Annotated in this window: 16 protein-coding genes and 2 pseudogenes; 8 read left to right on the top strand and 10 right to left on the bottom strand. The window is 71.2% G+C overall.

Features of this window, described 5'->3' with window-relative positions; all coding sequences use genetic code 11:
• Nucleotides 1–2: 2 nt before the first annotated feature.
• From QQK48_RS08815 to QQK48_RS08825, 3 genes are all read left to right on the top strand, one after another.
• Nucleotides 3–1625 carry an alpha-galactosidase gene (locus QQK48_RS08815; protein ID WP_284329351.1) on the top strand — a complete coding sequence of 541 codons (1623 nt, stop codon included), beginning with the start codon at nt 3–5 and terminating at the stop codon, nt 1623–1625.
• A gap of 672 nt (nt 1626–2297) precedes the next feature.
• Entirely contained in the window at nt 2298–2903 is a 606-nt protein-coding gene (locus tag QQK48_RS08820) for a hypothetical protein (protein WP_284328205.1), read from the top strand.
• Nucleotides 2815–3177 (top strand): hypothetical protein, encoded by a 363-nt coding sequence (locus QQK48_RS08825; RefSeq protein ID WP_284328206.1) that lies wholly within the window; start codon nt 2815–2817, stop codon nt 3175–3177. Before QQK48_RS08820 ends, QQK48_RS08825 begins: the two co-directional genes overlap by 89 nt.
• 35 nt (nt 3178–3212) lie before the next feature.
• On the opposite strand, the gene QQK48_RS08830 is transcribed toward QQK48_RS08825, so the two are convergent.
• The 8 genes and pseudogenes from QQK48_RS08830 to QQK48_RS08860 form a co-directional block, all read right to left on the bottom strand.
• Nucleotides 3213–4169 (bottom strand): aldose epimerase family protein, encoded by a 957-nt coding sequence (locus tag QQK48_RS08830; RefSeq protein WP_284328207.1) that lies wholly within the window; start codon nt 4167–4169, stop codon nt 3213–3215.
• Nucleotides 4156–5181 (bottom strand): hypothetical protein, encoded by a 1026-nt coding sequence (locus QQK48_RS08835; RefSeq protein WP_284328208.1) that lies wholly within the window; start codon nt 5179–5181, stop codon nt 4156–4158. The genes QQK48_RS08830 and QQK48_RS08835 overlap by 14 nt, the downstream gene beginning before the upstream one ends.
• 362 nt (nt 5182–5543) lie before the next feature.
• Complete coding sequence (locus tag QQK48_RS22455; protein WP_488798419.1) at nt 5544–6059, bottom strand: hypothetical protein; 516 nt, start codon at nt 6057–6059, stop codon at nt 5544–5546.
• Between the two features lie 94 nt (nt 6060–6153).
• Nucleotides 6154–6531: pseudogene (locus QQK48_RS22460) on the bottom strand (DUF5107 domain-containing protein); the annotation flags it as partial.
• Nucleotides 6532–6619: 88 nt separating this feature from the next.
• Nucleotides 6620–6985: pseudogene (locus QQK48_RS21650) on the bottom strand (DUF5107 domain-containing protein); the annotation flags it as partial.
• Nucleotides 6986–7102: 117 nt separating this feature from the next.
• Nucleotides 7103–7969, bottom strand: coding sequence for a hypothetical protein (locus QQK48_RS08850; RefSeq protein ID WP_284328210.1), 867 nt, complete (start codon nt 7967–7969; stop codon nt 7103–7105).
• Nucleotides 7970–8244: 275 nt separating this feature from the next.
• Complete coding sequence (locus QQK48_RS08855; RefSeq protein WP_284328211.1) at nt 8245–8772, bottom strand: hypothetical protein; 528 nt, start codon at nt 8770–8772, stop codon at nt 8245–8247.
• Nucleotides 8690–9493 carry a beta-galactosidase gene (locus QQK48_RS08860; protein ID WP_284328212.1) on the bottom strand — a complete coding sequence of 268 codons (804 nt, stop codon included), beginning with the start codon at nt 9491–9493 and terminating at the stop codon, nt 8690–8692. The genes QQK48_RS08855 and QQK48_RS08860 overlap by 83 nt, the downstream gene beginning before the upstream one ends.
• Nucleotides 9494–9583: 90 nt before the next feature.
• Between QQK48_RS08860 and QQK48_RS08865 the strand changes: the two genes are divergently transcribed.
• The 4 genes from QQK48_RS08865 to QQK48_RS19700 all read left to right on the top strand — a co-directional run bounded on the left by QQK48_RS08865 (nt 9584) and on the right by QQK48_RS19700 (nt 11417).
• Nucleotides 9584–10114 (top strand): AraC family ligand binding domain-containing protein, encoded by a 531-nt coding sequence (locus QQK48_RS08865; protein ID WP_284328213.1) that lies wholly within the window; start codon nt 9584–9586, stop codon nt 10112–10114.
• A complete protein-coding gene (locus QQK48_RS08870; RefSeq protein WP_284328214.1) occupies nt 10096–10446 on the top strand; it encodes a helix-turn-helix transcriptional regulator in 351 nt (116 codons plus the stop codon). The genes QQK48_RS08865 and QQK48_RS08870 overlap by 19 nt, the downstream gene beginning before the upstream one ends.
• A 61-nt stretch (nt 10447–10507) precedes the next feature.
• On the top strand, nt 10508–11122 hold the full coding sequence (locus QQK48_RS08875; RefSeq protein ID WP_348523552.1) for an aldose epimerase family protein: 615 nt from the start codon (nt 10508–10510) through the stop codon (nt 11120–11122).
• Nucleotides 11076–11417, top strand: a complete 342-nt coding sequence (locus tag QQK48_RS19700) for an aldose epimerase family protein (protein WP_348523553.1) — start codon at nt 11076–11078, stop codon at nt 11415–11417. The genes QQK48_RS08875 and QQK48_RS19700 overlap by 47 nt, the downstream gene beginning before the upstream one ends.
• Before the next feature lie 73 nt (nt 11418–11490).
• On the opposite strand, the gene QQK48_RS08880 is transcribed toward QQK48_RS19700, so the two are convergent.
• Nucleotides 11491–11859, bottom strand: a complete 369-nt coding sequence (locus QQK48_RS08880) for a GNAT family N-acetyltransferase (RefSeq protein ID WP_284328215.1) — start codon at nt 11857–11859, stop codon at nt 11491–11493.
• 286 nt (nt 11860–12145) lie between these two features.
• On the opposite strand from QQK48_RS08880, the gene QQK48_RS08885 reads away from it, so the two are divergent.
• Entirely contained in the window at nt 12146–12721 is a 576-nt protein-coding gene (locus tag QQK48_RS08885) for a hypothetical protein (RefSeq protein WP_284328216.1), read from the top strand.
• Nucleotides 12722–12943: 222 nt separating this feature from the next.
• On the opposite strand, the gene QQK48_RS08890 is transcribed toward QQK48_RS08885, so the two are convergent.
• Nucleotides 12944–13423, bottom strand: a complete 480-nt coding sequence (locus QQK48_RS08890) for a hypothetical protein (RefSeq protein WP_284328217.1) — start codon at nt 13421–13423, stop codon at nt 12944–12946.
• Nucleotides 13424–13631 lie beyond the last annotated feature (208 nt).

Genomic DNA, 13631 nt, shown 5'->3' on the forward strand with positions numbered 1-13631 from the left:
CGCTGGACTTCTCGGGCCGCTGGCTCCTGGAGCGGCAGCCGCAGCGCCTGCCCTTCGCCCCCGGGCTTCGCCTGCGCGAGGGGCGTGAGGGGCGGTCGGGACACGACTACACGATCGTGCAGTGCGCGCTCACTCCCGAGACCACCACGGAGCGTGGCGAGGTGTGGGCCCTCAGCGTCCTCTGGAGCGGCGGCATTCGGCACCTGGCCGAACGCGACGTGCGCGGTCGCGGCGCCCTGGGTGTCGGAGAACTGCTCGAGCCGGGCGAGGTGGAGTTGGTGTCCGGGCAGGCGTATACGGCACCCACCGTCGCCGCGTTCTATTCGTCTGAGGGTCTCGACGGGCTCTCGGCCGCATCGCACGCGTGGCTCCGCAGTGGACGCAACGTGCCTCCCCGGCCCCTCACCCTCAACGTGTGGGAGGCAGTGTACTTCGACCACGACCTCGACACGCTGACGCGGCTCGCGGACCGTGCCGCCGCGGTGGGCGTCGAGCGCTTTGTGCTCGACGACGGTTGGTTCGGCTCGCGTCGTGACGACACCAGCGGGCTGGGCGACTGGACGGTGTCGGCTGAGGCGTGGCCCACGGGGCTCGCGCCGCTGGCGGACCACGTGCACGGCCTCGGCATGCAGTTCGGGCTGTGGTTCGAGGGCGAGATGGTGAACCCCGACTCCGACCTCTACCGCGCGCACCCCGACTGGATCCTTCAGGTTCCGGGCAGACTGCCACCCCTGGCACGCCAGCAGTGGGTGCTGAATCTGGTGCTTCTCGAGGCCTTCCAACACGTGTTGGAGTCCGTGAGCGCGCTCGTGGCCGAGCACAGCATCGACTATCTCAAGTGGGACCACAACCGGTTCCTCACCGATGCGGCGTTTGCCGGCATGCCCGCCGCGCGCGAGCAGACGCTCGCGATCTACCGCCTGTTCGATGAGTTGAAGGCCCGCCACCCCGGCCTCGAGATCGAGTCCTGCGCCTCGGGCGGTGGCCGCGTGGACCTCGGCATGGTGTTCCACGCGGACCGCTTCTGGACCTCGGATCAGAACGACCCCCTGGAGCGCCAGCAGATCCAGCGGTGGACGTCGCTCGTCATCCCGCCGGAGATGCTGGGTAGCCACATCGGCCCCACCACCTCCCACACCACGGGTCGCACCCACGGCATTCAGTTGCGGGCCGTCACGGCTCTGTTTGGTCACGCCGGCATCGAGTGGAACCTGCTGGAGGCGACGGAAGCCGAGTTGGAGGCGCTGACGGCCTGGACCGCCTTCTATCGGGAGCATCGGGCATTGCTCCATGGCGGCCGCGTGGTGCGGGTCGAGCATCCCGACCCCGGCGCCGTGGTGCATGGCGTGGTGGCGCACGATGCCTCGAAGGCCCTGTTCTCCTACGTGCAGGTCACGCCTGCGCCGGGCACCTCACCCGCGGCGTTCCGCCTTCCGGGGCTCGATCCCGCGGCGCGGTATCGGGTGCGCGCACACGAGTTCGCCCCCGCCGAGGCCATCCAGAAGGTCGCGCCCGGATGGATGGACGGCGTGGAGGCGACCGGCGCCACGCTGGACCGGGTGGGACTGAGGCCGCCGATCCTGCGCCCCGAGCAGGCGCTGCTCGTCGTCGTCGAACGGCTCTAGCCCGCGCATCGGCCGCGCGCCAACCCGCGCTTCGCGCCGCCCCGCCCATCCCTGACTGGTTGATTTTGGTCAAGTAAGGCCTCTTGATTGACCAAAATCAACCAGTCATGAGCGCAGAACGATAACCGTTATCATTCTCTGGTACGGTGGTGACAGAGGCGACCGCTGACGCGAGCCTCAGGTCACATCCACGACTTCACTAGAGAGGCCGGCCACGCGCCGGATTCACCATGACTGACACCGCTTTGAAGCGCCCCGCCCTCGCCGCGGGTGCCGGCATGCTCCTGCTCGCCCTCGCCGGCTGCGCGACCGATGCCGCCGACGAGACCTCGCCGACCGCGTCGGCCACGGCCGAGGCGACCGCCGATGCTCACGATGACCACGATCATGACCACGAGGCGAAGGAGGCTGCGGCCACCGAGAACGCCGCCAAGACGCCGCGCCTCGTCGCGACCTACGACGGCGGCATCGTGGTGCTCGACGCCTCGACCCTCGAGACCGTCTCGGACATCGAGCCTCGCGGGCTTCAACCGCGTGAACTCCGCGGGGGACGGCCGCCACGTGTCGGTCTCCACCACCGGGGGCTTCCAGATCCTCGACGCCGGCACCTGGTCGCAGGCGCACGGCGACCACTCGCACTACTTCACCGCCGAGCCCGCGCTCAGCGACCTGGTGATCGAGGCGACCACCCCCGGCCACGTCGTGAACCACGACGGCTACACGGCGTTCTTCGACGACGGCACCGGCCACGTCACCGTCGTCGACTCCGCCGAGTGGGAGCACATGGTCGAGGAGGGTCACCTCGACCTCGTCCGTGAGTACACCACCGAGGCCGCGCACCACGGAGTTGCCGTGGCGACCGAGGCCGGCGAACTGCTGGTCACGATCGGCACCGAGGAGTCGCGTTCCGGAGCCATGCTGCTCGACGCGAACGACGAGGTCATCGTCTCCACCGAGGAGTGCCCCGGCGTCCACGGCGAGACCGCCTTCACGAACGCCTCCGACGAAGAGCTCATCATGGTCGGCTGTGAGGACGGCGCCGTCGTGTTCCACGGCGACCACGTCCACAAGGCTCGACGGCGGCGCCGAGTACGCCCGCTCCGGCAACCTGTTCTCGGCCGAGGGTTCCGACGTGGTCCTCGCCGACTACAAGACCGACCCCGAGGGCACCCTCACCCAGGTCGCGGTCATGAACACCGCCGACGAGACCATCACCCCCGTCGACCCGTTCGATGGCTCGGGCGCCCAGTACACCTTCCGCGGCCTGGCCCGTGGTGACGACGGCGAGCTCCTGGTCCTCGGCACCGATGGCACCCTGCGTGTCCTCGACGAGTCCGGTGCACTCCAGACCACCATCGACGTCATCGACGCGTGGGACGTTCCCGAGGAGTGGCAGGCACCTCAGCCGGCCGTCATCGCCCTTGACGGCATGGCGTACGTGACCGAGCCCGCCACCGGCGAGATCCACATCGTCGACTACGTCGGCGGTGAGGTCTGGAAGTCGGCCGAGGTCGGCTTCACCATGAACGAGATCGTGGGTGTGACGGGCTAACCCGTCACGTTGCACTGCAGCGCGGCCGTCGCCCCTCAGGGGTGGCGGCCGCGTCGCGTTTCCGCGCTCCTCAGGGTGAAGGCGGCCGATGCCGTGGCCCCCGGTTCGAGCGCCATCAGGTCGACGCCCGAGTTGAGCGCATCGGGCGGGCAGGTCATGGGCTCCACGGCGACGCTGGCACGGCGATCGAGCCCCTCGGCTGCATCGGCCGTATAAATCTGAATCCAGCGGTATCCGGCGTCGACCTCGACCTCCACTGCCGTGCTGCCCTCGAGCCGCGCGACCGCGAACCCGTCCTCGTCGCGCGCGAGGTCTCCGAAGGTGTGGTTGAGCGCGAGGCCGCGCAGCGGACGCCCGGTGCGGCAGTCGAGGCCCGGACCCACGGGGCCGATGCCCCGGGGCAGCAGCCGCTCGGGCGTCACCGACATCACGGTGGCGGCGGGCACGGTGAGTGTCCACGCGTCGGCGGCGCCCGCATCGGAGCCGGTCGCGTCCGCCGGCGGCCCGGCAACGAGATACGGGTGCACGCCCCAGCCGAGCGGAGCCGCCTCGTCGCCGAGGTTGGTTGCCGTCACCGTGTGCGTGATGCCGCGCTCGGTGACGGTGACGGTGACGGTGAGGTCCACGCGCCAGGGATAGCCGGCATCGTCCCCTAGGACGGTGCCGAGCGTGACCGCGACGGGCGACGCGAGCCGCCACTGCCAGGTGCGGTCGGCGACGCGGCCGTGCAAGGCGGTGCGCCGGTCCTCCTCGTCGATCCCCACGTTGAAGGCGTGACCGCGCCAGGTGAAGCGGCCGTCGGCGAGCCTTCCCGGCCACGGCGCGAGGAGCGCACCGCGGTAGTCGCCGGGCCAGGCGAGGCCGGGCGTCACCACCGTGATGAGCGGCTCTCCCAGGAATGATGCTCCCGCGAGCGTGGCGCCGAGCGAGGACACCACGGCCGTGTAGCCGTGGGCCTCGAGCGTCCGCGTGTCCGCGTCAGGACCGGGCATCCGTCTCCTCACGCACAAACAGCAACAGGTCGGGAAGGCTGGTGGCGAAGTAATCCGTCACCCCATCCTCACGCACCGGCGCCGGAGGTGCATAGCGGGGACGAGTTTCGCCAAGGCTGCGCGGCGGGTCGACCGTGCCGCGTCCCAGCGCCGCGTTGGCGGCGTCCCACGCGCCGAGCGCGCGTCCCTCCCCGCCTTCCCACGGGTGGAAGGGACGGGTCTCGAGGATCTCGAGCGCGTCCGCCGCGCGGCCGGCGGTCGTGAGCAGGCTCGACGTACTCGATGGTGAGGTCGTCGCGGGTGAGGACCAGGTCACGCAGCGGCTGGAGGAGGGCAAGGCGGGCCGATGCCTCGTGGCCCAACCGTGCCGCCAACTGATCGCGCTCGTACAGGAGGCGCGCGTCGCCGGGTGCGGCGGCGACGGCCTGCTCATAGCGCTGCCATGCAAGGCTCGTCGTCGTGAGTCACGCAGTACGCCGCGAAGCCGGCATTGCGCAGCACGAGCGGATCCTCCATGCCCAGCGCGACGGCCTCTTCCCACAGCGTCGCCGCCTGCCGGTGCCTGCCCGCGCCGTACAGCAGCATGCCCAGCAGCACCCGCGCCGGTGCGTCGGCGGGATCGGCGTCGAGGGCGGCAGCGAGGGCGTCGAGGGCGTCGAGCCCCGAGGGGAAGCACAGCCTCCTCTCGGCGGCGCGGGCCGCCGCGCGCCGCGCGCCGGCCTCCTCGACGCGTCCCCCGCGGTCCAGCAGCCAGGCAGCCTAGGTAGTGAGCGACCGGGCCGACGGTCCCGGCGCCCGAGGGGCCGGTGGCCACCGCGGTGTCGAGCACGGCGAGGGCGCCGTCAAGGTCGCCCGCTTTGCCCAGGTCGAGCGCCACATCGACGAGCGTGCCGGGGTCGGCATCGACGGGCCTGCCCGCGAGCGTGCGCAGCGTCGCGTCGAGGCGGTCGGCGTCGAGCGCACGCTCCAGGACGGCGGCGGCCTCGTCGCCGCGGCCCAGTCGCCTCAGCACGATGGCGCGCACGGCGGCACGCCTGGCGTCGTGGCTCACCACGCCATCGAGCGAGTCGAGCACCCTGAGCGCGGCGCGATGCCTGCCACGCCGGGCGAGCGAGCGAGACAGGCTCGAGTCCCGCGGCCGCCGCCCAGGTGCCATCCCAGCCGGCCTTACCCCATGCGGCCTCGGCCTCCTCGTCGCGTCCGAGCCGGGCGAGGATCAGGCCGGAGAGGTAGAACGCCTCGGCGTCGGCGGGGTTCGCATTGCGACGGGTCAGGCGGTCCAGGGCGTGCTCGACGCGCGTCAGGGCCTCCCCGTAGCGGCCGGCACGGTAGAGGCGATCGGCCATCGCCACCAGCGTGGGGACGTGGCCGGCGTCACGCGCGAGCGCGCGCTCCCAGTACGTCTCGGGAGAGCGTGTGGGGTGACGGTACTGGGCCAGGTGCAGGCCCGTGAGGTACAGGCTCGTCAACGCTCTCGGTGGCGTCAGCCGAGGGCGGCTCGGACGCGACCCATGGCTCCTCGTCGTCCACCTTCGCGGGTTCCCAACGCACCAGGAGCGAGCCGGCGGCGTCGGTGAGCTCCACCGCGGCATCGGCCCTGGCGGCGGCGGCGCTGATGCTCGCGACCTCGCCCGGCGCGAGGTCCACCACGGCCTCGGCGATCACCTCGCCGTGCGCCAGGATGCGCGCGCGTGCCCCCGCCTGCGGCGCGGTGACGGCGAACGATGCGACGAGCGAGCCGTCCTCGGTGACGTTGACGGCGGCATCGGGCGTGGCCTGGTGCGCGGGGCCGATGCCGGGGATGGGGTACCAGGATTGCGTGAAGGTCTTGGTTTCTCCCGGCAGCAGCCACGTGAAGTCGGGTTGGTTGTCCGTGTAGACGCCTGCCATGAGTTCCACGTAGGGGCCGTCGCCGTCGGTGAGCCTGGTCGTCCCAGGCGTGGCCGAAGGGTGCGTTGCCCCAGGTCCACTGCTTCTTGCCGGGAGAGACGCGGCGCTCGGCCCAGTGCACGAATCCGGCGCGCGCCGCGTGGTCGTAGCCGCCGAAGAAGTCCTGCTGCGAGTCGACGATCATGTAGGAGGTGGGCACGGGGATGTTGCGGTACCAGTCGATCCGGTCCGCACCCACCGTGGCCGAGTCCTGTTGCGCGGCGGCCAGCGCCGGATAGTCGACGTTGTAGTACGGCCGGTCCGCGGCGGGGAAGGCGGTCAGCGCCCGGCGCGCGTGGTCGGCGACGTAGCGCACGTCTTCGGGGAAGAACGACTGGTAGTCGTCGTGAACGCGCGCCGCCACGTTGGACCACCACAGGAACGTTTGGCGCTCGCTCGAACGATTGTGGACGCGCACCGCGAGCTCCACCACGGAGCCTGTCGGGCCGCAGCCTGATGCCGTGCTGCGCGGACATGCGCGCAAACGGGTCGTGATCGTGGCACCAGACGGTGACGGTGCCGTCCGCGTCGCGCTCGATCTCGGTCTCGACGGGGAGGTAGGTCGCGGGGCGGTGGTGCTGCGGCCAGTTGAACTCGACGCCGCCGCTGATCCACGGTCCCGCGAGTCCCACGAGGGCGGGCTTGATGACGTTGTTGCGGTAGAAGAAGTCGTAGCCGGTGGTCTTGTCGTAGCCGATGTGGATGCGGCCGCCGAGGCTCGGGAAGCACCACCAGGCGCACGTAGGCGTTCTCGAGGTGGACGGCCCGCCAGTCGCGCGCCACGGGGGTGTCAGCGATCGACTCGGTGAACGGCAGGGGGTAAACCCGGCCGCTGGAACCCTGGTAGACGCGTCGGTCCAGGTAGAGGGGGTAGTCGCAGGGCTCACCCGCCTCGTAGGTGCGGATGGTCAGGGGCTGCTCCCAGGCGACGGCGCCGCCCGCGGCAAGGGTGGCGGCGTGCTCGCCGGTGGCGTCCGGCAGCACGATGCGGTCGGGTCCGGTGCTCATCGGGCTTCCTCCGTCGCGCTCAGGGTCACGCGGCCGATGCGGTGGATGGTCAGCGCTCGCACGCTCACCCCCGCGGGCACCGGCCGGACGCTCGGGTCCACCCAGACGCCGGTCGCGTCACTCCAGGGCAGGAGCGCGAGCGTCACGTCCTCGCCGTCGGTGACGTCGATGTCCCATGCCCTGCCATGCCAGAAGTGGTCGCTGACCACCTCGCCGTGGCGCAGCGCACGGCCCACGTCGCCGGTCCACTCCACGCGCAGCAGGGCGCGGTCGGCGCCCGACACCACGGAGGCGGGGATGGCGACCTCCACGCGCGCGGCGTCGGAGAAGTCCGTGGGGGCGCTGAGACGGTCCATCGGTCCGCCCCGCTCGGGAGACGGCGCGGTGGCGGTGAGGTCCCCTGGGGTGTCGAGTGCCACGGGGCCCGCGGCCGCGGAGACGGTCCAGCGCGACCAGGTGAGGGCATCGGCCGCCGGGGAGGAGGTCCGGGCAGCGGTGCCGCCTGCGGCGGCGAGTCCGCCCACGCCCGGGAGGATGGCGAGCGAGGTCAGTGGTGCCTCCGGGTGGACCACGAGGTCGCCAGCCGTGGCGGTGACGGGCTGGTCGGCGAGGATCAGGCGCTCGCGGCCGAAGACGTCGAGGACGTACGCGCGGGTGGCGGAGGCCTCGTCCAGGATGAGGATGCGCGTGCCGTCGATGTCCACGACCGTGGTCTCGGAGGGCTCCTCCGTGAGGGTCACGACGGTGTGCCCGTCGACGGTGGCGGTGGTGACGGGGCCGGTGACGCTCGCCTCGCCGGTGAAAACGAGGCTCCACGGGGACGCCGTCCGTCGCCGTGAGCACCAGGAGCTCGTCGTCGCCATCGAGTGCGAGGCGCGTCAGTATCTGCGCCGTCGCCGAGCGCAGCGTGTGGCGCGCGAGCGGCAGATTGAGGGGCCACGCGACGTGGACGCCTGCGGGAAGACTGACCGGCGACGTGGGCACCGTCACGGTGTCGCCCGTCACGCTGTCTCCAGGCAGCGTGACGGCGAACTGCACGTCCGCGACCGCGGAGAGAGGCTGGCGAGCCGGCTGATACGTGGTCGCGAAGACGTAGCCGCGTGACGCATCGGCCCGCACGGCCCAGCGCAGCGCGTCGTCACCGCCCACGGTGCTCGCCATCGCGGCGATGCCCGCGCCGTCGGTGTGCAGCCACAGGTGCTGGCGGCGCAGCAGGTGGTGGTGCAGGCGAACCTGGCCGTGCTCGCCGAGAGGTGCGTGGAAGTCGTAGGTGCGCGTGGGGACGTCGTTGGGGTAGCCGGTGGCGTGGCTCTCCTGCTGGGTGCCCTCGGTGCCCACGCGCTGCGTGCCGCCGGAGTACATGTAGTAGCCCTGCCACACCGATCCCGAGCCGATCTTCGCGTGGGCGAGCGCCGCGACGTCGTGCTCGGTGACGAGCGGGCGGCGGTGGTAGGCGACGTGCATGCCGCCGCCGAGCCTCGCAGGTGGCGAACGGCACGGCGGAGTCGTCCTTGAGGGCGATGGCGCCGTCATCGACGCTGACCCCGTCGAGGGCCTCGCGCAGGTCGGCGCCCACGCTGAGGTCATCCCGCACCGTCGAGTAGTGGAAGTGCACGGGGGCGAAGGACGGCCAGTCGGTGTGCTCGTCCTCCCAGAACCCGTCCACGTAGGCGCTGTAGACGGGCAGCAGCGTGTCCGGCACCTGCGCTCCACCCCACCCCGTGGCGGTCCACAGGGGGACGTCGAGGCCCGCCTCCTCGGCGATGCGACGCAGCGTGGCGAGGTGCTCGGGCTGGTCGTAGAGCCTCGTTGTCCATCTGCGCCGCGATGATGGGCCCGCCCTCGGCGTGGGCCAACCCCTCGAGTTGCGCCACGATTGCGCCGTAGAGGCGGCGCACCAGGTCCAGGTAAGCGGGGTCATCGGTGCGGGGGGTGAGGGGAAGGGCGAGCAGCCAGTCGGGGAAGCCGCCATTGCGGGCCTCTCCGTGCGCCCACGGGCCCATGCGCACCACCACGTCGAGGCCGTGCTGGCCAGCGAGGGTGACGAATGCGCGCAGGTCGAGGTTGCCGTCCCAGCGGAAGTCTCCGGGGCTGGGCTCATGCGCCTGCCACAGGACGTAGGTGGCGACCGAGGTGAGGCCGCCGGCCTTGGCGTGAGCGAGGGCATCGTCCCAGCGTTCGCGGGGAAGGCGGGAGTAGTGGATCTCGCCCGTGATGGGGAAGGTGGGGTCGCCGCCGCGCTCCACCGAACGGCTGGTGATCTCGATGCGGTCGGCGGTGCCTGCGTGCTCGCCCATGGGCAGATGGCCCCGGCGAGGCGCCTCAGGAGTGTCGAGGGTGATGGTGTGTGCCGGCGTCATCGCCGGCCGGGGTGCGTCCGTGGCCATGGAGTCAGCCTATGGAGATTGTCGCGCGTCTTGAAGGCAGATTCTCCGGTTCTCTATGGACAAAACGATGGTGCGTGGCAGGCTGGGTGCGTGACGATCTCCGAGGGCTTCGCGAGCGAGCGACTGTGCGTGGTGCCGCGCCCCGAGGTGGCACTGGCCCTGACCCGGCCGGTCACGAGGCGCCTGGTGGTGACCGATGCAGGAATGTTCCCCGAGGCCCGCGGTCACGGACGTGCCAGGGGTCATGGGGCACGCGAGGCAATCGTGATGGTGTGTGCGAGGGGTGCGGGCTGGGTCCAGGTCGAGGGGCGCAGGTACGGGGTCGGCGCAGGCGAGGCCGTGGTGCTTCCGCCGGGAGTGCCGCACCGGTACGGGGCCTCGCCGGCCGCGCCATGGACGCTGTGGTGGTGTCACCTGCGCGGGGCGGACCTAGCGGAACTGCTGGAGGCCACCGGGGCGTCGGTGGAGCGACCGGTGATCGCGCTGCATCGGCCCGAGCGGGTCATCGGGCTGATCGACGAGGTGGTCACCGCACTGGAGGGGGCGCGACGCCCGCACGGCTCCTGGAGGCGTCCGGGGCGGCGTGGCGCATGCTCGCACAGGTGGCCGCCGACCGCGTGACGCCGGGGGCTGGCAGCCCGCTGGAGCGAGCCATCGGCTACCTGGAGGACAACGTGGCGCGCGCGGTCGCGGTGGGGGACCTTGCTGCGCTCGTGGGGGTTTCCGCCTCGCATCTGGGCGCGCTGTTCAGGCAGGCGACCGGCGGCGGCGTGCTCGCGTACCAAACGTCGCTGAGGATGGGGCGCGCTCGCGGGCTGCTCGATGGCACGGAGTTGACGGTGGCCGAGGTCGCCGCCGCCGTGGGTTACGACGACCCCCTGTACTTCTCGCGCCGGTTCTCGCGGGTGCACGGGCTGAGCCCGCGCGCCTACCGTGCCCTCGGCAAGGGGTAGGGGTGGCGGTCCGGGACCGCTGGCGCACGCGGTGGCTCGCGGGGCGCGGTAGTTTCGCCTCATGACCCTCACCGGACACCAGATCACCCTGACCCACGGCGCCCAGGTCGCCACGCTCGCCACGCTCGGAGCGGCGCTGCGCACCTACACCGTCGACGGCCGCGACGTGGTGCTGCCGTACGGCGAGGACGAGTTCCCGCCCGCCTACGCGGGCATGGTTCTCGCGCCGTGGCCCAACCGCCTGCGCGACGGCCGGTACACCTTCGCCGGTGAGGAACTTCAGGTTCCGGTGTCCGAGCCCGACCGCGGCACCGCGCTCCACGGCCTCGCGTCGTTCCAGTACTGGGCGGTGGGCGAGACCACCGACACCTCGGTGACCTTTACCCTCGACCTCGCTCCGAGCCCCGGGTACCCGTTCCAGTTGGCGCTGGCCACGACGTACGCGCTGTCCGACGCCGGGCTCAGCATCACGACCGAGGCCCGCAACATCGGCCCCACGGCCCTGCCCTACGGCGTGGGCTTCCACCCGTGGTTCGCCCCCGGCGGCACCGAGGTGGACGCCTGCACCCTCCAGGCTCACCGCGGGCAAGAACGTCACCATCGACGAGCGTCTGCTGCCCACCGGAGCGGTGGACGTCGAGGGCTCGTTCGATGTTCGCGAGCCGCGCTCGCTTGAGGGCGTCGCGTTCGACGACGCGTGGGTGGAGCCGACCGTGGATGCCGACGGACGCTCGTGGGCCCGCCTGGGCTGGGCCGACGGTTCGACCGTCGAGATCTGGGCCGACTCCGAGGCGAAGGCCTGGCAGGTGTGCACCGGCGACTTCGTCGACAGCATCCGCCGCGCCGGTGTCGCCATCGAGCCGATGACCTGTATTGCGGACGCGTTCCGCACGGGCGACGACCTCATCACCCTCGAGCCGGGCGCCTCGCACTCCCTCACCTGGGGCGTGCGCCTCACCCCCGCGCGCTAGGAACGTCAGCGCTCATTTTCCGGCTGGCGTGCGTCCTGGAGGAACGTCAGCACTCATGGGATGCTGCGGCGCGTCAACTGCGCCGCAGCATCACCACGTCCGTCTCGCGGTTGCCGCCCACCACGAACGTCCGGGCGCCCACTTGAGTGAAGCCGTGACGGCGGTAGAACGCCCGGGCACGCAGGTTCTCGTCGTTGGTGCCGAGCCACACGGGGCCGATGCCGTGGGCTGCCCTGGTCGCGACCACCGCCGCCTCCATGAGTGAGGCGGCAAGGCCGCTGCCGTGGGCGTCGGCGCGCACGTAGATCTTCGACAGTTCATGGATGGGATCGGTGTCTACCCCTGCGGCCGTAAGCGCCACCGCGGCCTCGGGGTCGCAGCACGGGCCAAACGTGGCGAGGGCATAGCCGTCCAGGCGGCCGGCGACCCCGGCATCGGCCACGACGACCGAGTGCGTGGCGGCGGTGATCCAGCCACCGATGACGTCCGCGTTGAGCCTTGTCCGCGATGTGGTCGGTGATCGCCTGGGCGGGCGTGCTCGCCGGGCAGGCGAGGGGGAACGTGACTGCGGCGAGGCTCGACCAGGGCCGGGAGGTCCGATGCGGTGGCGGGGCGGACGGTATGCGTGGCGGTCACGCGGGCAGTGTGGCACACGGGGTGCGGAGCCTGCGCCCAAAAGGTGAGGAGCGCCTCAACTGGCTCGCCTTCCGACCGATCGGGGAGTCACCATGTCAGACGCACTCACCATCGCACCCCTCCTTGATGCCGACGACGCGGTCGACGGCGCGGTGTCCGACCACGCCAAGGCCATTGCCGAGGCCGACGACGCGTCCCGTCGCATCGGTGAGGTCCCCTGGTGGCGTCGCCGCGCCGCCCGGGCCGAGCACGCCGCACTCGTGCGTCTCGCCGAACGGCTTGCCGACCACGTGCGTGCGATCAATGGCTGGGCCCGCTTCGTGGACAGCCTCGTCATCGACGAGTGGCGCACCATGCAGCGCGCCCTCAGCACGCGGCACGCGTTCCATCCGTCGCTGGCGAGCAGCGTCCCGGCGCATCGCGCCTCGATCGCGCAGAGAGTCGGCGCGAAGCACGCCACCCTCCTGCCTGAGGTGGCGCACGGCATCGCCCCGACGGATGCCGTACGTGTGGAGGCGGTGCCGCAGCCTGCGCGAACTGTGCACGGCGGACCGGGTCGAGGAAGTCCTGACCGCCGAGTTCCGTCGCGTGGATCGAGTGCGCGCGGCGACACCCCTGACCCGCTGGACCGACCCTCAACGACAGGCTCATTGTTGAACACCCGATGAGCGCCCACCGCGCCACGTTCACCAGTTGCATCAACGACCCGTTCGGCGCGATCAACTCCAACCCTGCCCAGGTGCCGTCCCTCGCTGCAGGCGACGGAGACCGGCACCCGGACGTCGACGCCACGATGAACGGCCTCGGCATCGGGGAGCAGATTTACCTGGCAGGAGCGGCGGAGTTCCCCGGAACCCGCTGGTCGGCCGCTGGTCTCGCCGCACCCGAGATCAAGGGACTTCGCAACAAGGCTCCACAGGACCGATCCGTACACGTGGGAGGCGTCCGCATGCGACTGGTGCGACGACAACGTGGCCCTTTGGGCGCAGGCCACTCCGGCCGACTTCGAGGGGCACAGGTAGGTCGTCGTCGAGAGAGGTGCCTACCAGGCTCACGAAGGCATCGGCGACAGCGGCTCTCTCGGCTTCGGACCACCACGACAGGATCCTGGTGTCCTGTGCCAGTCCGAAGCCGTCGAGTACTCCCATCAATGTCTCTCTCGGCTGATCCTTGATCAGCACCGAGAACGTGTCCGTGCTGGTGTGCGTGACGAGGACTTGTGCGTTGGCGAGTGCCACCCAGGCCTTGGGCTCGAGATCATCCGCATACGGCTTGCTGAGAGTGACCAGTGCGCCTGGCATCAGCGATGTCACTGCACTGACGAGCCTGCGTCGATGAGCGCCGGGAGAACTCCACGAGATCGCCACCAACGAGCGGAAGGCGAGTGGCGGAGTCGGCCAAGTGTGCACTATTGCTGCCTTGGCCGAAGGGGAGCAATGTGACCTCTTCTACAGCCACGCGACCGTCCCTGAGCGAACCGAGCGACGCCGTCACTGGAGGCTCAACGGGGTGTCCGATGAGGTCATGTGCCGAAGCCTGTCACGGTGCCCCCTCTGCGGTGGTCTTCAACGCGGTCGA

The organism is Demequina litorisediminis, from assembly GCF_030161615.1.
GTDB lineage: Bacteria > Actinomycetota > Actinomycetes > Actinomycetales > Demequinaceae > Demequina > Demequina litorisediminis.